Source organism: Bacillus sp. SRB_331 (genome assembly GCF_003264175.1).
GTDB lineage: Bacteria > Bacillota > Bacilli > Bacillales > Bacillaceae_G > Bacillus_A > Bacillus_A mycoides.
This window is the reverse complement of the sequence record NZ_NADV01000007.1, coordinates 572,029-592,803: the sequence shown is the minus strand read 5'-3', so window position 1 is coordinate 592,803 and position 20,775 is coordinate 572,029. Positions and strand designations below refer to the sequence as shown.

Here is a 20,775-nt window from a genome sequence, read left to right as displayed (position 1 = left end):
CTAGCCCAATTTTGAGGTGGGAGTTTTACTGCCCGCAAATAGCGGGATAAAACGACTGTTAATAGGTTTTTTAGTCTAAATTTGGTATATAGAAAGGAAGCAATATGGAGGAACTACAACAAAATAAATCTGCTTTAGAAGGAAGCGGAAAACCGTTATTAAAAAATACGAACTTCCTTTTCCTTTGGGCAGCTACTCTCTTTTCAAGTTTTGCTTTAGCCTTTTTTACTTTTTCACAAACATGGTACATAGCAAAAACATTAAACCTTGAGGCTTCACTCGGTATTGTTTTCGTGGCTCTTAGTGTTCCAAGACTCATCTTTATGATTATCGGCGGAGCATTAGCTGATAAATTCCCGAAAAAAAATATTATGTTTTACTCTAATATTATTCGCGCTATTCTTGTCGCAACCATTCTCACCTGGTTCATCGTCGGTGATGTAACACTATATACATTTGCTTTGTTTGCTTTGTTCTTCGGACTTGCTGACGCTTTCTTCTGGTCAGCAGATGGATCTATTCTGCCTGAACTTGTAGCAAAAAGCCGTTTAACACAAGCAAATTCACTTACTCAAATGACAAACCAAGGATCGGTCATCTTGGGCCCTGTACTTGGCGGTATTCTCATTAAATTTACGAACTATGAAACAATCTTTTCAATTACAATCCTGCTACTCATTATCGCTGCGATACTCGTTCAAAAAATACAATTTACAGTACCCGAAAAAAATGAAACAGATAAAGGCATGTTTACTTCTATTAAAGAGGGAATTTCATATGTAAAAGAATCACCATTTCTTTCAACTTTCCTTATATGTAGCGCCTTTTTAAATTTATTTTTAATCGGCCCAATGCAAGTAGGCTTCCCGCTCTTCGTCAAAAACGTTCTGCACGGTGATTCACTTCAGTTTAGTTACTTAGAAGCGTCTGTTGGCGGTGGGATGGCGATAGGAGCTGTCATTGTCGGATTAAAAAACATTAACCGCAGACGTGGCCTATTTTGTATTATCATGATGCTACTGTCTGGTGTATTCTTCCTAGCCATCAACTTTAGCACCGTACTTTGGCAAGCGTTATTAGCTGGAATGTTTTACGGTATTACAATTGCGATGGCTATCGTTCCACTTATGGCAATGATTCAATCAACAGTAAAAGAAGAGATGATGGGACGCGTTATGAGCTTACTCATGCTTTCATCGATGGGATTCATTCCGCTCTCTTACGCATTTACATCGCTTGCACTTGGGATAGGCATTCCAATTGTAACGGTTATGAAAAGCGGTGCAATCGCTGTTATCGTCTTTGTACTATTTGTAGCAATTCGTGTTCCAGTTGTAAGAAAGTTCGATTAGCTACTTGGAGTCATGTATTATACGCATGGCTCTTTTTTAAATGGATCGAATAACGGTATTCCCTTACTTCTCCTTAATGCCGCTCCCCACTCTAATCCAATTTCTAAAAATAAATCTCGCATCGTACTATACAATAGTGCTCCAACATCTTTACGAATTTCTCCGTACTTATACGCTCTCACAACACTTTTCACCCTCCAAATTAAATTCCCACGCACTTCTTCATCAGCTAATATTCCCTCTAATAAAGCACCTTGCTCTAGTAATCCGCTCTTTTTATAAGCAAGTTCCACCTTACTCCAAAATATATTAATATTCTTCGGATTACTCGTCATCGGCACCAGTGCATATATAAAAGGCTTAGGTATATCGTGACGACAATACGTTTCATCAAGCTCGTACGTTACTTTTCTTTTCTCTTTTATTTGTGGAATGTTTTTAGAAAGAATTGTTTCCCCCTCATTTTTTTGCTCGTTTCCACTACTGCCATCTGTACGATCATCACTTTCACATGCGGACATTTTCATACGGTCATCCATGCGGTCAATTGCAGATTTAAGAAATACATATAAGTTTGCACTATATCCCCCGCGCTTATATCTTTCTTTTGTCGCAACACGTTTTATAATTTCTAGCTCCTCTAACTTTGCAATCGAGCGGCGTACCGTACGAATACTCTTTCCAACATTTGTAGCAATCGTCTCCATTAACGGACAAGCAACTCCCACTGTTTTCTGTTTCTCATTCACTGCATACTTTCCTAAAAAATGAATAATGATAGCATCCGTTTTATTCAATTGAAATCGATAGCACTTCAAAACTTGTTTTTGATATGTATTAAACTCTTCTTTACTTCGAAATTGACTATATGGTTTCATTAAATTATATAAGCTTCCCATTTTTATCACCTCACTTATAGGTAAGAAATAGGCAGAGAAATTGGCGTGATATTTAATATTTTTTATCCCGTATTAACAGGCAGTAAGACTCCCACCTCCAGATTCGGCGAATGCGAGGAGGTGGGAGTCTTACTGCCCGTAAAAGCCCGATTGGTTCAACTAATAATCAGTGGGGGATGGACAAAACCCCCACTGATTAAAATTTCACTTTATTGGAGATGAAAATATGATTGTAATTAGTGCTTGTTTAGGTGGTATTGCTTGTCGGTATGACGGTAACGATAATCTCGTTTCACAAATAGAAGAGTTATTACAGAGGGAAGATACCATCCTCGTTTGTCCCGAAGTATTAGGCGGTTTACCAACACCACGCCCTTCTGTTGAAATTATCGGCGGTAATGGCGATGATGTTTTAGATGGAAAAGCAAAAGTAATGACGAAAGAAGGACAAGATGTCACGGAGGCTTTCGTGCGTGGTGCTTATAAAGCATTAGAACAAATAAAAGATTTAAACCCAGAATATATAATTTTAAAAGAACGCAGTCCATCTTGTGGTAGTTCTACTATTTACACAGGGGAATTTAACGGCAATAAACAAACTGGTTACGGAGTGACAACTGCTTTATTCCGCCGACATGGATTTAAAGTAATTTCAGAAGAGGATTTTGAGAACGAAAAAAGGAATTGACCCTGTTCGTCAATTCCTTTTCCATCTGTCTTATTTCACACCTAATTTTTCTTTCACTTTCGCAGGAAGCTCGTCCTTTTTCACTTCTTCCCAAGCTGTTACACCTTTTTTATCTGAGTGGTATACGCGTAGGAATGCTTCTTTACGAAGATTTTTTTGCGCTATGAATTCTAATTCTTTCTCTTTACCATCTTTATCAAAACCAGTTAGTTTATATTCGTAATCTTTATACGGCTGACCATTATCAGCTTTACCATTATATTCTTTTCCATCTACTGTAATTTGAACGTAATACTCATCTTTACCCATACGGTTTAAATCACAGCCAACTAACAAACTTGCGAATACAACTAAAATACTAAAAAGTGCAATATATCTTTTCATTTCCTTCACCTCATGTGTTTTTCTTATATTGTTATCTTAAGGCCTAAGCTTTAAAGAAGAAATTCAAAAACATGACATGAACATTACACTTTTGTAAGATAGTAAATTAAAACTTTAATCAGTGTTTTTTCATTGAAAACGTTATTGACACTCATCTAGCCTAGTCATGACAATCTATTAACGCCAATAACGTCTTCCACGCCAACTTTTCCACTTGTCACGAATCTTATCACATAATTTTCTTATACCGCTTATTACACCCTCTATTACGCACTCTATTATGATATCTATTACAAGGTAACTTACGAATCTAATTATAGGTTTAATCACATATCTCCCTACGAATTCAAAAACATCGTCGATCTTGCGTCCCCTTCTTCTTGCATATATTCGTTATCTTTGTCATGCTCTTTTTCTTTTTAGCGCAAAAGAAAAGACCTTCCTAACGATTTGGTTTCATCGCTAAGAAGGTCTTTATATGCAACCTACCCATTCAATTTCCACTTAGAATAAAGGGATGAAAAAACTTAGCAATCTTCTGGCTTACCAGCATTCGACGCTGTACGGAAAGATGATCCGCATCCACATGATGCGATCGCGTTTGGATTGTCGATTGTGAATCCGCCGCCAAGCATAGATTGCTTATAGTCAACTTTCACTCCCTTTACAATCGGAGCACTTTCTTTATCGATAACAAATTCAACACCGAAAAACTCAAGAACTGTGTCGTCTTCTTTTGGTTCTACTTCAAATCCTAAGCCGTAAGAAAGACCACTACATCCGCCGCCATGTACAGCAAGGCGCACGTACTTCTCTCCATCTTCAGCATCTTTTAACATATCTTTAATTTGAAAAGCTGCTTGTTCTGTTACTTCAATCATGAAATACACCATCCTTTCTGTTCTCATTCTATTATACATCTTTACGCTTCTATCTTGTACTCATACACTCCGCGGCAAATTATTTCCGCAGGTCCTTTCATTAATACATTTCCTTCTTCTGTCCATGCGATCATTAAGTCGCCGCCTGCTAAGTGAACCGTAATTTCTTTACCGTGTTCCATTTTCCCATTTAAAATTGCCGCAACGACAGCTGCGCATGCTCCTGTCCCGCAAGCTTGTGTTACACCAGATCCTCGTTCCCAAACGCGGAAATTCATCTCTTCATCATTCAAAATCTCGATGAATTCAACATTCACTCGCTCTGGGAACATTTCATGCGTCTCAAGAACCGGTCCTAACGTTGTAAGAGGCGCTTTTTCTACATCATCAACAAAAATAACCGCATGTGGATTCCCCATTGAAACAGCTGTAAATGCATAACGGTGATTATTGTATAAGAAGTTTTCACGAATAAATGGTGTTTCTCCTTCACCAAGCATCGGTATCTCTTCACGTGTTAAACGAGGTGCTCCCATGTCGATTTTCGCTAATGTAACTTTGTCATCTTCTACCGTTACTTCTGCCGTAACAATACCAGCTAACGTTTCAATTGTGAAAACTTTACCTTCTACTAGTTTATGCTCATACGCATATTTCGCTACGCAGCGTAAACCATTTCCACAGCTCTTTCCTTCTGAGCCATCGTTATTAAACATGCGCATTTTTACTGGTGCCACGTCAGAAGGACAAATTAAAATCATTCCATCTGCACCAATACCAGTATTAATATTTGAAACCTTTTCCGCTACAATTGCTAAATCTTCTTCTCTAATTTGTTCCTCAAACATATTTACATATATATAACTATTTCCAAGACCATGCATTTTTGTAAAAGAAAATTGGCTCATTTTTATTCACTCCAAAAATAATTTATTATTTCAAGTATAAAATGCATGCTTTTAGAACACAATATGAATGTCCCCCGTTTCTCATATTTGACAGTGTTTTGGCAATAAGCCGTTCTTACACAAATCGTGTAAGAAAAAAGCCCTTTTAAAAGGGCTTTTTTTTTCGAAATAAACACTCCTAATAAAGTGAAACTTTAATCAGTGGGGGGACGGGCAACAGGGCTTCAACCTAAATTCTTTGCTTCAGCTGGATTTTGAGGTGGGAGTCTTACTGCCCGCAAATAGCGGGATAAATGAAAAAAGAAAAACGTTGCCTGTTTGCAACGCTTTAAAACATTGGATTTTCATCCATATAATCATATACATTATTTACAAGTTCTTCTACTGTTGCACCTTGTACCACTTCACCATTTACAAGTGCAAATGGACCTTCAAAACAGATGCCACAATATCCTAAACAACCATATTCCATTACGTCTAAATTAGGATCTTTTTCTAATTTTTCTAAAGCTGCTTGCGAACCGCTTGCAAGGTTACCTACACAAAATTCGATTAATGGTTTAATCAAAACTCTCTCCCCCCTGTATCTCTAAACAAATTACCATTTACTTTATATGGTATGTGCATACCTAATTTGCGAAACGGATAAGTAACCCTCTCTACTTGTTACCATTCCACTTTATTTATAAGAAGAAAACTAAGCTGTTTCTTGTTGTTTTCGTTATATATTCTAAACTATTTAGTTACTTCACTATTTCACTTCATAATAGATGGTCTTCTTTATATAACATACTACTCATAATGAAATAGTAAATAGTAACTAGAAAATGAAAACCACTTACTTTACTTTTCTTCTTATTGTACAACAGAGTATTCATTCATGCATTGTTATTTGTTCACAAATTCGATATAATTTGATTGTGTAAAGTCAAAATATTTTATTAATATAAAATTGTATGATTAGGGGATATTTCAACAGAAAAGGGGTAATCCATCATGAAACACCTCGTACTACTAGGTGGTGGCTACGGTGGAATGAGAATTCTGCAGCGGCTACTTCCAAGCAACCAACTTCCAGATGATGTACAAGTGACATTAATCGACAAAGTACCATATCATTGCTTTAAAACTGAATATTATGCATTAGTTGCGGGTACAATTTCAGAAACGCATATTCGCATACCGTTTCCTGAGCACCCACGTCTCAATATTCAATACGGAACAGTAACAAATATTGACCTCGAAACGAAGGCCGTTCATCTCGATGGCGGTGAAACGATTCAATATGATGATTTAATTATCGGGCTTGGCTGTGAAGATAAATATCATAACGTTCCTGGGGCAAAGGAATATACACATAGCCTACAATCAATTGAACAAACACGTAAGACATATGAACAATTAAATAGCTTAGAACCAAATGCAACAGTAGCTGTCGTTGGGGCTGGTTTAAGCGGCGTTGAAGTGGCAAGTGAACTTCGCGAAAGCCGTTCAGATTTAAAAATCTATTTATTTGATCGAAAAGATAGAATTTTATTCCCATATCCAGAGAAATTAAGTAGATACGTAGAAGAATGGTTTGTAAAACATAAAGTTACCATTATACGAAACTCTAACATTACAAAAGTGGAACCAAACATTGTATACAACCATGATGAACCACTTGAATGTGATGCAATCGTCTGGACAGCTGGTATTCAAGCAAATGAAGTTGTTCGAAACCTTCCAGTAGAACAAGATGGTAGCGGACGGGTTGTTTTAACGAAATATCACAATATTCCAAATAACGAGCACGTTTATGTCGTAGGAGATTGTGCAGCACTTCCACACGCACCATCTGCTCAACTTGCTGAAGGTCAAGGAGAACAAATTGTCCAAATATTATTAAAACGTTGGAATAATGAACCCCTTCCTGATGAACTGCCTGTTATTAAATTAAAAGGTGTTCTCGGTTCTCTCGGCAAAAAACACGGATTTGGTTTACTAGCAAACCAACCATTAATGGGACGTGTACCGAGATTATTAAAATCCGGTCTTCTTTGGATGTACAAATATCATAACGGTTAATACTTTAAAGGCTGCCTACATAGTAGACAGCCTTTTTCTATTCATTTTTAAAAAATAACTTTCTCAATATAGATTCACGAAACTTCCCTATTTTAATATTAAAAACTATCAATTAAAAGTGTATGCTATATGTAAGAGTTGTTTCATTTTATTATTTTCTTTAGGACCGAATACGTTCGGTCTTATTTTTTATGCTATAAGTACTACACATAATAGGAGGCATTTCATTTCACTTATGAACTTAACAAAACTAAATAATCAAATAGAAGTGAAAAAGAAAGAATTAATCCACCTCGTTGAAAAATATGGATTTTCTCACGATAAAGTCATTTCTCTCAGTCAAGACTTAGATCGCTTGCTAAACTTATTAACGAAGCTAACTTCCGTCTCAAAACGATCTAATCCTACAAACAAAGAAAAAAGATGTTCCCTCTGAATAGACTTTATTTTTCTATTTTTCTCCCTTTTTGATACGATATAACTAGAATCAGAAAGGAGCAATTTATGTTTATATTAAAAGACATCATATATAAAGATATTCTACACATTCCTTATTTACAGATTCAAAAAGAAAAAACAACTTGTATTATCGGTGAAAGTGGTAGTGGTAAAAGCACATTACTTCGCATGTTAAACGATTTACAATCACCAACATCTGGCACAATTGAATATAACGGAAAATCTATTTTAGATTATCCTCCCATTCAATTACGCCGTGAAGTTGTCATGCTCGGACAAACTCCGCCTATTTTTGATGGAACAATTAAAGATAATTTATTAATGGGACTTCGATTTTCTGAAAAGCCATTTCCAAATGACGATGCCCTGCAAGGCGCATTAACGACTGTTAGCCTAGATAAAAAATTAGAAGATAACGCCTCTTCTTTATCAGGTGGCGAAAAACAAAGACTTGCTTTCGCTCGTATTATACTAATGGATCCGCCCGTCTATTTATTAGATGAACCAACTTCGGCACTAGATGGTGACACAGAACGCCGCGTTATGAAACAATTCACTCTACTGGCAAGAGAAAAGAAAAAAACAGTTATCTTCATCACGCACTCGCAACAACTTCCAGAAGAAATCGCAGACGATATTATTGAAATTAGTAAAACAAACGGTGCAACTAGAAAGGAAGTGCTATCAATTGAAGGGCGTTATTGAACTACAAATTTGGCAACTTGCAGCTGCATATATTTTCATCCTTATTTTAATCGGGCTTGTGAAATTAAAAGGAATACCGCGTGAGAAACAAATTACAATTGCTACATTACGTATGACAATTCAGCTCGTACTAGTCGCATATGTTCTTACATACATATTTGAAAATAGTAATCCGTTTTATACAATAGCTCTCATTACTTCTATTACTACATTTGCGATTTTCAATATTTATAAACGAGTTAATATTCCAATGTCAAAAGAATTAAAACGAGTAGCCGCCCTCTCCATGATTGCTGGATCAATTGGCCCTCTTCTACTATTTATCTTTGTCATTATCGGACACGATCCTTGGTATGCTCCGCAATATATCGTTCCTATTGCCGGCATGCTAATCGGTAACGCTATGACAGGTATTTGCCTCGGGGCAAACACCTTTTTAAACAGTATGAAATCACAAAGAGACCATATTGAAGGTGCACTTATGCTTGGCGCAACTCCAAAACAAGCAGCTGCTCCGCTCATACGGGACGCTTTCGATTCTGCTATTTTACCAACAATTAATTCCATGGTCGGAATGGGAATTATAAGTCTTCCAGGCATGATGACAGGACAAATTTTATCCGGTGTATCACCATTTACAGCTATCCAATATCAAATTGCGATTATACTTGGCATTTCTGGAAGTACAGCTTTCTCTGTTATTATCTTCTTACAGCTTGGGTATAAAACGTTCTTTAATAAGCGGTGCCAGTTGAAAGAAGTTGAAGTACAATCATAAAAAAGACGCTCTGCAAGTTACTTACAGAGCGTCTTTTTTCTTTGCTAATCTTACGCTTTCTTAACGAACTGTGATTTTAACTTCATAGCTCCGAAACCATCGATTTTACAATCAATATCGTGATCTCCCTCAACTAGACGGATACTCTTTACTTTCGTACCAATCTTTACAACTGAAGAAGTTCCTTTTACTTTTAAATCTTTAATTACAGTAACAGCATCGCCATCTTGAAGAACGTTTCCGTTCGCATCTTTTACAACTTTTGCACCATCATTACTTTCAGCTTCCGCTTCTTGACCCCACTCATGGGCACATTCTGGACATACGAAAAGAGCGCCATCCTCATACGTATATTCTGAATTACATTTTGGACAATTTGGTAAAGTAGCCATAAATTCATTTCCTCCGTTCATTATTTATACGTAAAAATCAAATCGAATTTTTACATGTCGATAAATAAAATTTGTATAGCATTTCTTTATACTGCCATAGTCTCACGTTATTGACAAGCCTACCTCAAATTCTCATTTTTTATTGTATTTTACAAAATTTCAATTAGTATGGCGTTTGTTTACTAATGTTTTTCTCTTCTTGTTACATATCCTTTCTCATAAATAAAAAGAAGAATCTTCATTAGACTCTTCTTTTTGCGATACATCATTATCTATTTATATTAATACCAGGCATTTTCTTCAATATAAAATTGATACTCTTCTGCTTCTTCTTCATTTAACTTTTTATCGTTTAAATAAATTTCTTTCCATTCAAATCTCTGTTTATCTAAATACACAGCGAACTTAATCTTTACATCCTTTTTTTCCTCATAATCATAACCAGTAAATTCTACTATATCAAAACGTCCTTCTTTTTTTACATACGTCCATTTTGGATCATCAGTAAAAACTTCCAATGTAATCCCTTCATCACTTAAACGAACTACATCTTTTATATTCGGTTCCGTCGGTAAATACGATAGCCCATAACCAGCTGCACCAAATACTACAAATAATAACGCATTTAATCCAAGCATAATCCCAACATGAGTGCCACCCTTTGTTTGGAAGTAATAATTGTGTTGTGCATCAGATAACTCTTTTGCCTTATGTAAAACGCGAACTGTATGCTTGTAATATAAACGATTCCCTTGCCATCCAGTAAATAGCATAGTTCCGAAATAAACAATAAAATCGATCCACATCGGGATATCTATAAAAACAGAGGTAATTAAAGTAGGAACTCCTACTAATGCAATAATAATAAATAATTTATACATTTTGCGATAAGCTAACCACAATAATGGGAAGAAAAAGGCTATCCAGTTCCAACTATTTCCCTTCTCGGGATCTTTTGCTTTCCCCCACTTAAAGTCGTAATATGCAGTATTATTTCTCACAACTTTATGTAACTCTTTAGGAGCTATCGCTTCCTGTAAAACAGTGTCCTTCACGTACATCATCCTTCTCTTATTTCTATATAACTTTATTGTATATCTATAAAAAGAAGGAATCTAACAAAAAATAGTTATATTTCATAAAAATGAACAAAAATCGAATACATTCCGACAATTATCCATTCTATATTCCATTTTGCTATTAAATATATTAGAATACTCATATATAAGACATTTAATACACTATGTTAAACATCTTGTATATTCGCAAAAAAGGATGTATCAAAATCATTTTGACACACCCTTCTCCTATTAAACTACTATTGTAATATGACCTAGCCTAAAATCTCGACTTAAGAGACTTCACAAATTAGCTCTCTACTATTTCAAACATATTTCCACTTACACAACTATCCCACATTACCCTTCACTTTCTCAATAACATCTTCTATACGCTTAGCTATACATTCTGGCTCCCAATCTCCCTCACCATGCATAGCTGTATAAACCGGACAATTCTCATCATTACTATCTACAAAGATCGGGTCTCCGAGATAGGAATCTATCCCAATTACAATCCAACCGTCTTTCCACTCTCCGTCTTCATTCCCGATTAAGCTTTGCCCTTCATCATCAAAGCTATAACCAAGTTGCCCTTCTTCTATTTCTTCACTATTAAATAATTCTATTGTCATTGGTTCAAATTCACACTCTAACTCAATTTCATTATCCTCAGCGCGATCTACATGTGCTAAAAGTTGTTTAATTTTATTGTGGTTAATCATAAGATTTTCTCCCTCTATTGCGCAATTTTTTAATTAACTATAATATACAAAATAAAGTTTATAAAACTATTATTTGAGGTGACCAAATATGAAGACTACACTTTGGGCAGAAGATGACTATTTAAAATTAGCACCTATTAACGACGAACTAATAAAAAAAGCAGAAGAAGTACTAAACGTAAAGCTCCCAGAATCGTACATAAATCTTCTAAAAGAACAAAACGGAGGAACTCTTCGATTAGATGCTCACCCTACTTCAGAGCCAAATTCTTGGGCAGACGATCACGTTAATGTTTCTGGATTATATGGCATTTCTTTTGATGAAAATGAGTCTAGTATTTTAGAGAGCCATTATTTAATTCAGGAATGGGACATGCCTGAGAATATCGTGCTTTTATCTGGTGACGGACATACGTGGATTGCACTAGACTATCGAAACGTAGCTGAAAATCCTCCAGTTATATTTATCGATAATGAGTTTGAGGAAATTATTGAATTAGCACCTAATTTTGAAAGCTTCTTACAAAACTTAACTACATACAATTATGATGAAGATGAAGAGTAAACCTATCTCTAAAGGAGTGCGCAATAGTGCAAGATTTCATTATAAAGTGAAACTTTAATCAGTGGGGGTTTTGTTCATCCCCCACTGATTATTAGCCTTCACCAATCGGGCTTTTACGGGCAGTTGATCTCCCATCTAACTTCTTTGCTCCAGCCGAATTTTGAAGTGAGAGTCTTACTGCCCGTTAATGCGGGATAAACATCAAAAAGAACAGTCTATTGCATAATGTTTCACATGAAACTATCCATATTTTAGATTATCTTTCGACTTCTCATTCCTTGCAAAGTACTTTTTCATTATATAAAAATAGTAAAAGCATCCTTTATATGAAGGATGCTTTTACTATTCACCTACCACTTCCCCCTACACTCTTCAATTACATACAGCAAATACCGCTTCGTCATATCAGCCCGTCTCCACCTAGAGAGCTTTCGCTTTCCTTCTGGATTCTGCCTCATTCGCTCTACTTCTCTTAATAAAGGCTCCCACTTATGAGAGTAAAGTTCCAACATGTATTGTAATCCTCTATCTTTTGAAACAATTGTTTTATGATCTAACGTATATAAAATACGTCCCATCGTAACGACAGCTGATTCTACCCATTCTTCTATGAAAAATAAATAAGGACGCTTCGCTTTTTCAAGCCAGTAATGTTCTACGTTGTATTTCATTGTATTTACTACATCGTCCCACTTTATTTGAAAGGAAAGGTCTTCTACTTCTTTCCCGCTAACTGTAATACCTTGATTTTTCAATGTCCACCATGTGACCGCGTTAATATCCCAATGACCAATATCAGCCTTACCATCTGTACAATACACGTACTCATTTATTTCATGATTGTATTTCCCTAAGTCAGCAAGCGGAATATATATACCATCCATTCTTTTACCTAACGTACTTTTACTAATTTTTTTATGCAGTTCTATAATTTGTTGTTTTTCAGCTCCATTCACGGAATCACTTATTACCGTAACAAAATCAACATCGCTCGTTTCTATATGAAATGCTCCTAGCGCGATTGATCCGTAAATATATACCCCGACTATTTTTTCATCCGAAAAAATTCCTTTTAATTCTACTATGTACTGCTCCATTAATTGCTTTACTTCTTCTGGTAAAGCATGTTTTATTCCATTCTCCACATCTATCCCTCCAATAAAAAAAGCCTTCGCAAATTCGCAAAGGCTTCATGCTTTATAAATATTTCTCGATTTCTTCATAAACATCCTTCAAACGTGGATTTCCTTCTCCAACGATTTCACCATTTACAAGAACGACTGGATAAAATAGATCTTCCTCCACTACTCGCTCTGCGAATACTTTTTTATCTTCATCTTCTTGTTCTTCTTGAAAATCAATATACTCAAACTTAAATTTATTTTCTTGTCCTTCATATTTACGACCAATCGCCGCTTGTAACCACTCAAACGTTTCTGTTGAAGATGGCATTCCGACGCAACTCGCACAAATCACTTTCGTCCCATACACTTGCACATTAACCATTTCTTCTCCCCCACTTCTCGTTCTAACAGTATATTCAGATGTCTTATTTCATAAGCACATCATTTTACAAACTTATTCCATACCCCTATACTGAAAAAATACGTTGTACACACGATATAATATTTTGACAATAAAACAAGAAGAGAAAAAATAGATTTTCCCCTCTATCTTGATTATAATAAAACTGATGAAAGGAGTCGATAAAAATGGAAAACCCACATATGCAAGAACAGGTACTAGAGGTATTAGATAAATTACGTCCATTCTTACTTCGCGATGGCGGAGACGTTGAATTAGTAGACATTGAAGAAGGTATCGTAAAATTACGCCTTATGGGTGCATGCGGAAGCTGCCCAAGTTCTACAATCACACTAAAAGCTGGTATCGAACGCGCATTACTTGAAGAAGTACCAGGCGTTATTGAAGTAGAACAAGTATTTTAATTAAAAGCAGAAGCGGCTCGTTCAAAATGTGAGGAGGATGGAGCTTCTGACATAGAGGCGCTTTTTGCCTCGGCGGAAGAAGCGAAGCCACCGAACATTTTAGCCGCTGGAGCTAGATAATATCTAAAAGCGGAAGCGGCTCGTTCAGAATCGCTTCCTAGAAAGAGACCCAAATGGGTCTCTTTTTTTATTCAAATAACACTTCCCCTTTAACATCATAAAACAAAATTGGAAATCCTTCTCAAAAAGTGCGATAATTAATACTATAGAATCGTTCACACATATACAGAAAAAAACATAGGGGGACGACACATGCCAAGAATGGGGAACACTTTCTTAACAATTCAAGAACTAGAAAAGAAAAAAGAGTATTTATTAGACCTTTCATCCGTTATACCAACATGGAATGCAAGTTATCAATTTTTATTTAAAGAAATCCAGCAAGAATTATTGAGTAAAGTAAATGAAAAAATCGAAAGACATCAATTCATTTTAAATATATGTGCAGATCAACAGGTAGGGGCATAATGTATTACATACAATTGTGATATATAAAAAAGAGACCTCACCCGGTCTCTTTTTTCATTTTAAGACAGCCAATCTAATTTCCTAATGCCTAACTTATCAACAGGTAAACGAAATGACTCGTAAAAATGATTCATAAATTGCTCAGTGCGCTTCACATCGTGTAAAATGATTTCTAAACGGGCTCTATATATGCCTTTTTGTTCTTCGTTTCCTGTTTGATAATATCGTTCAATCGTTTCAAAGTAGTGAAGCGGGAACAGAAGCCTTGCGAATAATAAGCGCCAACCAAATGAAGAGAGCGAATAATTACGTTCATAATCTGTAATGAATTGAACTACCGTTTGCTCCCAATCTTTCTTTTTTTCTATCATCATATAGCGAATACATTCTGCTATATCTCTACTTGGGTGATCATATACCCAATCAAAAGGAAGTTTTAAACGCTTCGTTTGCTGCCATAATAAAGGTGTAAATCGTTCTTGGCAAATTGTTGCTGCGTCAGTTATTTGTGGTGTATCGTCCATTTCTGTATCGACAACATATTGAATTGCATTTTCTGCAACTCCTAAGTAATACGGGAAGGATTCAATAAACAATTGATCGAATACGTCTGAAGGATGGTTCATCACTTGCGATTGCCAAAACCTTTCTAATTGGTCGAGCCTTTTTTCCCATAATGCTTTCCATTCACCAATGCGGCTTAATTGCTCAACTTCTTCTGGAAAGAATGCGCCACGTTTATGGAATATAGAAAGCTCACTTCCTAATGATGTAGCATGTCGCTCTAACATACGCATACCTTTTAATAAGCAGTAATTTTTTTCTTCTATCTCACTTACATAGTAGCCGTGTATAGTCGGAACGAAAGTCGAAACAGTTATATCCCCTTGCTGGTTCATATAATCACTGAGCTTTTTCATCTCTACAAGTACTTCTTCCTCCATTTCTCCAATTGGAACAAGTACATAAATTCTGTTGCGAATCCAAAAGCTTTTATAGGGGCCAAGGGGGATTAATTCTTTAACATGCATGTGATAATGCTCATAAATATGCTGAATCATCGCAGTCGCCACCTATGGTTTTTCTTTATATATATGAGCTTGTGCTCGCCTTTCATTCCTATGCACATGATAAAGCAATGAAACGTATACAAATACTAAAAAGAAAAAAAGGTGATAAACATGAAAGACTCAAATCAACTACAAGAAAGAGCATTACAACTATTACAAGAGCGCGGTGTAACAATTGACGATATTGCTGATCTTGTTCATTTTCTTCAAAAGAAATACCATGCAAATTTAGAGATGTCAGAATGTCGTTATAACGTTGAGCGTGTACTATCAAAACGAGAAGTACAAAACGCTCTTATTACAGGCATTGAACTTGATGTCCTTGCTGAAAAAGGAATGTTAAGTCAGCCGTTACAAGATATCGTAAAACGCGATGAAGGACTATATGGAATTGATGAAGTCATCGCACTTTCAATCGTTAACGTGTACGGGTCAATTGGCTTCACGAACTTTGGATATATCGATAAATTAAAACCAGGTATTTTAGAATACTTAAATGATAAATCAACTGGAAAGGTGCATACATTCCTTGATGATATCGTTGGCGGAATCGCTGCCGCTGCTTCAAGTCGTTTAGCGCACCGTGCTGAGCATTCGGAATAAGGGGTCTAGGCCGTCAGTTTCATACTGACGGCCTTTCATATTCCATAAGCATGAACTCTCTTCCACGGCTCAAAAAAAGAGGTCCTACTTGAAATCCAATGTTTTTATACAGCCTAATCGCTCTCTTATTGAATGTCGCTACACTCAGTCGAAACATTTTCGAATTCAATTCCTCAGTAGCAAATGCTATTCCCGCTTGAAAAAATATTTCCCCCATCCCTTTCCCTGTTAACTCCGGCTTCATTCCAAGCCCAATATCTACTACATCTTCTCCCCTATATAAATTAGCATCTCTTCCCCCTGGCACTTGTGCATTTTCTCCAAAACAAAAATAGCCGATGAATTCTCCATTCTCTCCGCAACAACCGTAATACGTTCCATCTAGCAACTCTTCTATTACTTCAGCATCTCCCGAAAAGCTATATAACGTATAGGGATTTTCATACTTCCACGTATTTATTTCTTTCGCTTCTTCTTCTGTTAACTTATGTATATCCATTCATCTCGCTCCTTATCAAATACTCTACTAATCTATATGTATTTACTCATTCATTTTCCAAACTTGATTCTCCTCTAATCGTAATATGCATAGTTACATATGCACACCCCTTTAAAAAATGCTAAAATTTATTTGAATCGCTGTTGTTACACTTCTTGATTAAGAAAGACTGTTAACCGGAAAATTAACGTCTTATCAAACTCAAGCAATTGGCACGTTTTGTCATCATGAAAGACACTCGAAAGAGTGTCTTTTTTTCTATACCTGAGCAGGACCTGCTCATTTACAAAATTAATGCATAAATTAATATAACTCTTAAACCCATTATTCCCTTTCTATACGTTGCAGCGTTCGTTGCGACAGATTCGGATAATAAAAAGCACTCCAGCCAGAGTGCTTTTTACTTTCAAACAAGGAGGTTACATATATGGATAGTACTCTTGTATTTAACTTTGGCATTGGTATTGTTATCATTTTATTCGTCTTCTTTGTACTTTGTATGAGCGGGATATAGAACGGCTATTTTTAGCGTCTTTATTTTAGAAATAAAAAACAGGCAACCTCCTCCGGTTACCTGCATTTCATTACATCTTCTCAATCCACTCCGTCAAGTTGTGCACAACTTGCGTCGGTTGTACTTCATATTCTGTTAACTTGTCCACAGTTGTTACTCCAGTGTGGACAAGAAGGGTATGCATACTAGCATTTATCCCCGCTAAAATGTCTGTATCGTAGTTATCCCCAACCATTAAAGCTTCTTCTTTTCCTATGCCAAGCACTTTTAACGCTTGTTCCATAATGATTGATTCTGGTTTACCAATAAAGATTGGGTCCACACCTGTTGATACTGCAACAACTGATGTTAATGAACCGTTACCTGGTAATAATCCGCGCTCAGTCGGAATTGCGATATCCCCATTTGTTGAAATAAACGTTGCACCGTTACGCACAGCAAGGCACGCTTTTGCTAATTTTTCATATGTGATATCGCGATCTAAACCAACAATGACGAAATCAGGATTTTCATCCACAATTTCAAATCCCTTTTCCACAAGAGCAGCGTGTAAGCCCTCTTCACCAATCATATATACAGTCGCATCTTGTTTACGCTCATAAATAAAGTTCGCTGTAGCCATACTCGTTGTGAATACTTGCTCCGCTTTCGCTGGAATATCGAAACGAACAAGTTTTTCTGCCACTTGTTCTGGTTTACGAGTTGAGTTATTTGTAACGAATAAATATGGAATACCGCGTTCTCCTAATGCTTTTACGAAATCGCTTGCTTCTTCAATTTGTTCTTCACCACGATACATTGTACCGTCTAAGTCAATTAAATAACCTTTATACATCTATTTGTCTCTCCTTCTATGCTAACGTTCTCACCTATCATACCACTCTTATATTAACCCCTTTTTCAAAAGAAAAAAACGCTTTACCTTAAAGCGTCCCATAACGTTCATTTTTTCTCTTTTATTTGGTACGAACAATTACAATCGCCCACGCACATGTTCGTTAGCGCTTTCACATTTGCGCCTGTAAATAACCGCTTGTACATATCTTTTTCATCTTCACACACTTGCGGGAATTTCTCCGCTATTTCCTTTAACGGACAGTTTTGCTTTTCAATTATGAAAGAGCGTTCCCCATCTCTCTTTATTTGAACCATATAACCATTTTTCTCTTGCATAGCAGCTATTTCCTGTACTTTATATGCTAAATTACTTTGATTACTTATCTTCTTTTGCAACTGCTCTTCCATTCGTTTCGTTCTCGCTTGTAAAACGTAACGAAGTATTTTTTCATCGCCCATTCGAGCTAAATCATCTAGTATTTCAATAGCAAACTGCTTATATTCTTTCGGGAATGTATCTTCTCCCTTTTGACTTAATCCATACAAATATGTTGGGCGTCCAACTTGCTGCCTTACCATCTTTGAATAAATTAGCTCATCATTTTCTAGTTTACTTAAATGTCGACGAATCGCCATCTCTGTAATTTCTAAAGCTTCGGCTAATTCTGCTACAGTATGCTCTCCTTTTATCTTCAGTAATTGTACAATCTCTTCTCTCGTAGTACGTGCTTCCCCCATAGCTCACCCTTCTCCCTTTTCTTTCTCCTATACAATATAAGATCCCCAAAGGAATTCCCGGGGATCTTATAAGCACAATTATTCTGGTACAAATGCAGATACAGGTCCTAATTCCTTTTCTAAATAACTGTGAATATTCGCTGGGTATTTCTCTACCACGGCGATATGTTTTTGAATCGTCTTATATAATTCATCATGATTCATTTGAATATAATCTTGCGTAAGCATTTTTCGAAGAAGAATAATTTCTTTAATATGCGCTCCCTCTTCTCCACTTATAACTCTCTCGTCCATTAAAATATCAATAATATCTTCGTAACTTCCTGGATCGCGCATAATAAATCCATCAATCATCGCATTCCCTACATCTAATATACAATCGATAATAAGATGCGCCATGCGCTCTAATGCGTAAAATTCAAACTCGGTTTCATATGTCTTTTTCTCTTGAAATGTATTTGTTGCTCGTTCTAAACATACTAGCATTTGTTCTATTTTTTTTCTGTCTACGAAGTACATGAATGTCACCTACCTGGAAATTAAAGCATTTACATTTTAATTGTAACGCTTTCTTCTGAAAAAATCGACAATTTTTCGAATTCACCTTTTCCTCGTTATTTGTTATAGTTATATTTGTATGATTTTTGAAATTGGAGGAATGCAACCTTGGAACGTGAACTCGCACTAGAAATTGTCCGTGTAACAGAAGCAGCAGCCTTAGCATCCGCACAGTGGATGGGCCGCGGAAAGAAAAACGAAGCAGATGATGCAGCAACTACAGCTATGCGTGATATGTTCGATTCAGTAAACATGGCAGGTACAGTTGTAATTGGTGAAGGAGAACTTGATGAAGCACCGATGTTATATATTGGTGAAGAACTAGGAACAGGTAACGGTCCAGAAGTAGATATCGCCGTTGACCCATTAGAAGGCACAAACATCGTTGCAAAAGGTCTTGCAAATGCAATGGCAGTTATTGCAATCGCGGATAAAGGAAACCTTCTTCATGCTCCGGATATGTACATGGAAAAAATCGCGGTTGGTCCAAAAGCAGCTGGTAAAATTAGCTTAGATGATCCAATTGAAAAAACAATTGATATTGTAGCAGAAGCAAACAATAAAAAAATTCGTGACCTAACGGTTATCATCCAAGAACGTGAACGTCATCAAGATATTATCGACCGTGTTCGTGCAAAAGGTGCACGCGTAAAACTATTTGGTGATGGAGATGTTGGTGCATCAATCGCTACAGCTTTACCTGGAACAGGTATCGACTTATTCGTAGGTGTAGGCGGAGCTCCAGAAGGCGTTATTTCTGCAGCAGCATTAAAATGCCTTGAAGGTGAAATGCAAGCTCGCTTAGTTCCAATGAACGAAGAAGAAGAAGCTCGTTGTCGTGAAATGGGATTAGAAGATCCTCGTCAACTTCTTATGTTAGATGACTTAGTATCTGGTGATGATGCAATCTTCTCAGCAACAGGTGTATCTGCTGGTGAATTATTAGACGGCGTGAAATTCCTTGGCGGAGATTTAGCTGAAACATATTCTATCGTAATGCGTTACAAAACAAGAACAGTACGTTTCATTAAAACGCATCACCATTTAGATCATAAACCACACTTAAACTTAGATATTTAATAAAGGAGCCATGTGTATGGAAGAACGTTTCTTTCTGTACGACGATACAGTCGCTACAAGAACTCGTTTCGTTAGCTTTTTGGGGGAAAATGAGCGTCATGATTTAGCGCTTTTATACTCCGATCGTCATTACGGTAAAACGATAGTCCTTGATATGCAAAGCAACAAATTTGCTATCATTGGTCCTGACGATTTAAACGAACAAGGCTACTTAGAGCATGCATTTTCGATGTCTGAAGAAAATGCAGAAGAATTACGCTCATTTTTATTTGAACTTATATAATTTATCTGGTGCACCAGCTATGTTAGCTGGTGTTTTTTTACAATTTATATTTTGAATTTTCAATCTTGTGTGTTATACTTATGAACAAATCTATTTGGATAGAAAGGACGTTATCTGCGTATGCCAACATTTACTTTGTAATGGACCAGCAATTGGATAGCATTACTCTCAAAAAAGCACCGTGCTTTTTCAAGGGAGTAGTCTGCCCATTCCCATTACAAAGGAACGTAACGCATCTGTAGTATGATGTTTACG

28 protein-coding genes are annotated in these 20,775 nt (G+C 36.4%); 12 read left to right on the top strand and 16 right to left on the bottom strand.

What is annotated here, in order from left to right; all coding sequences use genetic code 11:
- The first annotated feature begins 104 nt into the window (after window positions 1-104).
- Window positions 105-1,352: an MFS transporter gene (locus tag B5P42_RS06640; protein ID WP_044439141.1), complete on the top strand. Its 1,248-nt coding sequence runs from the start codon at window positions 105-107 to the stop codon at window positions 1,350-1,352.
- 17 nt (window positions 1,353-1,369) lie between these two features.
- Here the strand turns inward: B5P42_RS06640 and B5P42_RS06635 are convergent, their stop codons facing one another.
- Window positions 1,370-2,251 carry a helix-turn-helix domain-containing protein gene (locus B5P42_RS06635; RefSeq protein WP_113733874.1) on the bottom strand — a complete coding sequence of 294 codons (882 nt, stop codon included), beginning with the start codon at window positions 2,249-2,251 and terminating at the stop codon, window positions 1,370-1,372.
- Window positions 2,252-2,477: 226 nt separating this feature from the next.
- Here B5P42_RS06635 and B5P42_RS06630 point away from each other — a divergent pair, with 226 nt between their 5' ends.
- The gene (locus tag B5P42_RS06630; protein ID WP_113733873.1) at window positions 2,478-2,939 is read left to right on the top strand and encodes a 2-thiouracil desulfurase family protein; all 462 of its coding nucleotides are present in this window, start codon (window positions 2,478-2,480) and stop codon (window positions 2,937-2,939) included.
- Window positions 2,940-2,969: 30 nt separating this feature from the next.
- On the opposite strand, the gene B5P42_RS06625 is transcribed toward B5P42_RS06630, so the two are convergent.
- The 5 genes from B5P42_RS06625 to B5P42_RS06605 all read right to left on the bottom strand — a co-directional run bounded on the left by B5P42_RS06625 (window position 2,970) and on the right by B5P42_RS06605 (window position 5,680).
- On the bottom strand, window positions 2,970-3,323 hold the full coding sequence (locus B5P42_RS06625; protein ID WP_044439147.1) for a YxeA family protein: 354 nt from the start codon (window positions 3,321-3,323) through the stop codon (window positions 2,970-2,972).
- A gap of 177 nt (window positions 3,324-3,500) precedes the next feature.
- Window positions 3,501-3,686 (bottom strand): hypothetical protein, encoded by a 186-nt coding sequence (locus B5P42_RS32540; protein ID WP_080784437.1) that lies wholly within the window; start codon window positions 3,684-3,686, stop codon window positions 3,501-3,503.
- 164 nt (window positions 3,687-3,850) lie between these two features.
- Window positions 3,851-4,204 carry a HesB/IscA family protein gene (locus B5P42_RS06615; RefSeq protein ID WP_002034566.1) on the bottom strand — a complete coding sequence of 118 codons (354 nt, stop codon included), beginning with the start codon at window positions 4,202-4,204 and terminating at the stop codon, window positions 3,851-3,853.
- A 41-nt stretch (window positions 4,205-4,245) separates the two neighbouring features.
- Window positions 4,246-5,112 carry a diaminopimelate epimerase gene (dapF, locus tag B5P42_RS06610; protein WP_002015893.1) on the bottom strand — a complete coding sequence of 289 codons (867 nt, stop codon included), beginning with the start codon at window positions 5,110-5,112 and terminating at the stop codon, window positions 4,246-4,248.
- 328 nt (window positions 5,113-5,440) lie between these two features.
- Window positions 5,441-5,680: a YuzB family protein gene (locus B5P42_RS06605; protein ID WP_002015892.1), complete on the bottom strand. Its 240-nt coding sequence runs from the start codon at window positions 5,678-5,680 to the stop codon at window positions 5,441-5,443.
- Window positions 5,681-6,108: 428 nt separating this feature from the next.
- On the opposite strand from B5P42_RS06605, the gene B5P42_RS06600 reads away from it, so the two are divergent.
- From B5P42_RS06600 to B5P42_RS06585, 4 genes are all read left to right on the top strand, one after another.
- Entirely contained in the window at window positions 6,109-7,179 is a 1,071-nt protein-coding gene (locus tag B5P42_RS06600; protein ID WP_002015890.1) for an NAD(P)/FAD-dependent oxidoreductase, read from the top strand.
- A 235-nt stretch (window positions 7,180-7,414) separates the two neighbouring features.
- Window positions 7,415-7,615 carry an aspartyl-phosphate phosphatase Spo0E family protein gene (locus B5P42_RS06595; protein WP_044439152.1) on the top strand — a complete coding sequence of 67 codons (201 nt, stop codon included), beginning with the start codon at window positions 7,415-7,417 and terminating at the stop codon, window positions 7,613-7,615.
- A 68-nt stretch (window positions 7,616-7,683) separates the two neighbouring features.
- Window positions 7,684-8,343, top strand: coding sequence for an ABC transporter ATP-binding protein (locus B5P42_RS06590; RefSeq protein ID WP_002191064.1), 660 nt, complete (start codon window positions 7,684-7,686; stop codon window positions 8,341-8,343).
- Complete coding sequence (locus B5P42_RS06585; protein ID WP_002129719.1) at window positions 8,327-9,121, top strand: ABC transporter permease; 795 nt, start codon at window positions 8,327-8,329, stop codon at window positions 9,119-9,121. The genes B5P42_RS06590 and B5P42_RS06585 overlap by 17 nt, the downstream gene beginning before the upstream one ends.
- Window positions 9,122-9,171: 50 nt before the next feature.
- Here B5P42_RS06585 and phnA read toward each other — a convergent pair whose 3' ends face one another.
- The 3 genes from phnA to B5P42_RS06570 all read right to left on the bottom strand — a co-directional run bounded on the left by phnA (window position 9,172) and on the right by B5P42_RS06570 (window position 11,296).
- Entirely contained in the window at window positions 9,172-9,513 is a 342-nt protein-coding gene (gene phnA, locus B5P42_RS06580; protein WP_002089332.1) for an alkylphosphonate utilization operon protein PhnA, read from the bottom strand.
- A 281-nt stretch (window positions 9,514-9,794) separates the two neighbouring features.
- Window positions 9,795-10,568 carry a DUF2628 domain-containing protein gene (locus tag B5P42_RS06575; protein WP_044439506.1) on the bottom strand — a complete coding sequence of 258 codons (774 nt, stop codon included), beginning with the start codon at window positions 10,566-10,568 and terminating at the stop codon, window positions 9,795-9,797.
- Between the two features lie 353 nt (window positions 10,569-10,921).
- Complete coding sequence (locus B5P42_RS06570; RefSeq protein WP_088033149.1) at window positions 10,922-11,296, bottom strand: hypothetical protein; 375 nt, start codon at window positions 11,294-11,296, stop codon at window positions 10,922-10,924.
- Window positions 11,297-11,384: 88 nt separating this feature from the next.
- Between B5P42_RS06570 and B5P42_RS06565 the strand changes: the two genes are divergently transcribed.
- Window positions 11,385-11,861 carry an SMI1/KNR4 family protein gene (locus B5P42_RS06565; RefSeq protein ID WP_002015882.1) on the top strand — a complete coding sequence of 159 codons (477 nt, stop codon included), beginning with the start codon at window positions 11,385-11,387 and terminating at the stop codon, window positions 11,859-11,861.
- 350 nt (window positions 11,862-12,211) lie between these two features.
- Here B5P42_RS06565 and B5P42_RS06555 read toward each other — a convergent pair whose 3' ends face one another.
- Together B5P42_RS06555 and B5P42_RS06550 are read right to left on the bottom strand one after the other, a co-directional pair.
- The gene (locus B5P42_RS06555; RefSeq protein ID WP_113733872.1) at window positions 12,212-13,006 is read right to left on the bottom strand and encodes a nucleotidyltransferase domain-containing protein; all 795 of its coding nucleotides are present in this window, start codon (window positions 13,004-13,006) and stop codon (window positions 12,212-12,214) included.
- A 52-nt stretch (window positions 13,007-13,058) separates the two neighbouring features.
- Window positions 13,059-13,367, bottom strand: coding sequence for a YuzD family protein (locus B5P42_RS06550; RefSeq protein WP_002068102.1), 309 nt, complete (start codon window positions 13,365-13,367; stop codon window positions 13,059-13,061).
- Between the two features lie 206 nt (window positions 13,368-13,573).
- On the opposite strand from B5P42_RS06550, the gene B5P42_RS06545 reads away from it, so the two are divergent.
- A complete protein-coding gene (locus tag B5P42_RS06545) occupies window positions 13,574-13,810 on the top strand; it encodes a NifU family protein (RefSeq protein ID WP_000431159.1) in 237 nt (78 codons plus the stop codon).
- A 312-nt stretch (window positions 13,811-14,122) separates the two neighbouring features.
- Window positions 14,123-14,338 (top strand): hypothetical protein, encoded by a 216-nt coding sequence (locus B5P42_RS06540; RefSeq protein ID WP_001137788.1) that lies wholly within the window; start codon window positions 14,123-14,125, stop codon window positions 14,336-14,338.
- Between the two features lie 59 nt (window positions 14,339-14,397).
- Here B5P42_RS06540 and yutH read toward each other — a convergent pair whose 3' ends face one another.
- On the bottom strand, window positions 14,398-15,399 hold the full coding sequence (yutH, locus tag B5P42_RS06535; protein ID WP_113733871.1) for a spore coat putative kinase YutH: 1,002 nt from the start codon (window positions 15,397-15,399) through the stop codon (window positions 14,398-14,400).
- A gap of 120 nt (window positions 15,400-15,519) precedes the next feature.
- On the opposite strand from yutH, the gene B5P42_RS06530 reads away from it, so the two are divergent.
- Complete coding sequence (locus tag B5P42_RS06530) at window positions 15,520-16,011, top strand: phosphatidylglycerophosphatase A family protein (RefSeq protein WP_002015902.1); 492 nt, start codon at window positions 15,520-15,522, stop codon at window positions 16,009-16,011.
- A gap of 19 nt (window positions 16,012-16,030) precedes the next feature.
- On the opposite strand, the gene B5P42_RS06525 is transcribed toward B5P42_RS06530, so the two are convergent.
- The 4 genes from B5P42_RS06525 to B5P42_RS06510 all read right to left on the bottom strand — a co-directional run bounded on the left by B5P42_RS06525 (window position 16,031) and on the right by B5P42_RS06510 (window position 19,118).
- Window positions 16,031-16,510, bottom strand: a complete 480-nt coding sequence (locus tag B5P42_RS06525; RefSeq protein ID WP_002015903.1) for a GNAT family N-acetyltransferase — start codon at window positions 16,508-16,510, stop codon at window positions 16,031-16,033.
- Window positions 16,511-17,094: 584 nt separating this feature from the next.
- Window positions 17,095-17,859 (bottom strand): TIGR01457 family HAD-type hydrolase, encoded by a 765-nt coding sequence (locus B5P42_RS06520; RefSeq protein ID WP_002129729.1) that lies wholly within the window; start codon window positions 17,857-17,859, stop codon window positions 17,095-17,097.
- A 107-nt stretch (window positions 17,860-17,966) separates the two neighbouring features.
- Window positions 17,967-18,599: a helix-turn-helix transcriptional regulator gene (locus tag B5P42_RS06515; protein WP_113733870.1), complete on the bottom strand. Its 633-nt coding sequence runs from the start codon at window positions 18,597-18,599 to the stop codon at window positions 17,967-17,969.
- A gap of 78 nt (window positions 18,600-18,677) precedes the next feature.
- Window positions 18,678-19,118: a DUF86 domain-containing protein gene (locus B5P42_RS06510; RefSeq protein ID WP_002015910.1), complete on the bottom strand. Its 441-nt coding sequence runs from the start codon at window positions 19,116-19,118 to the stop codon at window positions 18,678-18,680.
- Between the two features lie 147 nt (window positions 19,119-19,265).
- On the opposite strand from B5P42_RS06510, the gene glpX reads away from it, so the two are divergent.
- Window positions 19,266-20,237, top strand: a complete 972-nt coding sequence (gene glpX / locus B5P42_RS06505; RefSeq protein WP_002015911.1) for a class II fructose-bisphosphatase — start codon at window positions 19,266-19,268, stop codon at window positions 20,235-20,237.
- Window positions 20,238-20,253: 16 nt separating this feature from the next.
- The gene (locus tag B5P42_RS06500; protein WP_002015912.1) at window positions 20,254-20,520 is read left to right on the top strand and encodes a DUF3055 domain-containing protein; all 267 of its coding nucleotides are present in this window, start codon (window positions 20,254-20,256) and stop codon (window positions 20,518-20,520) included.
- Window positions 20,521-20,775 lie beyond the last annotated feature (255 nt).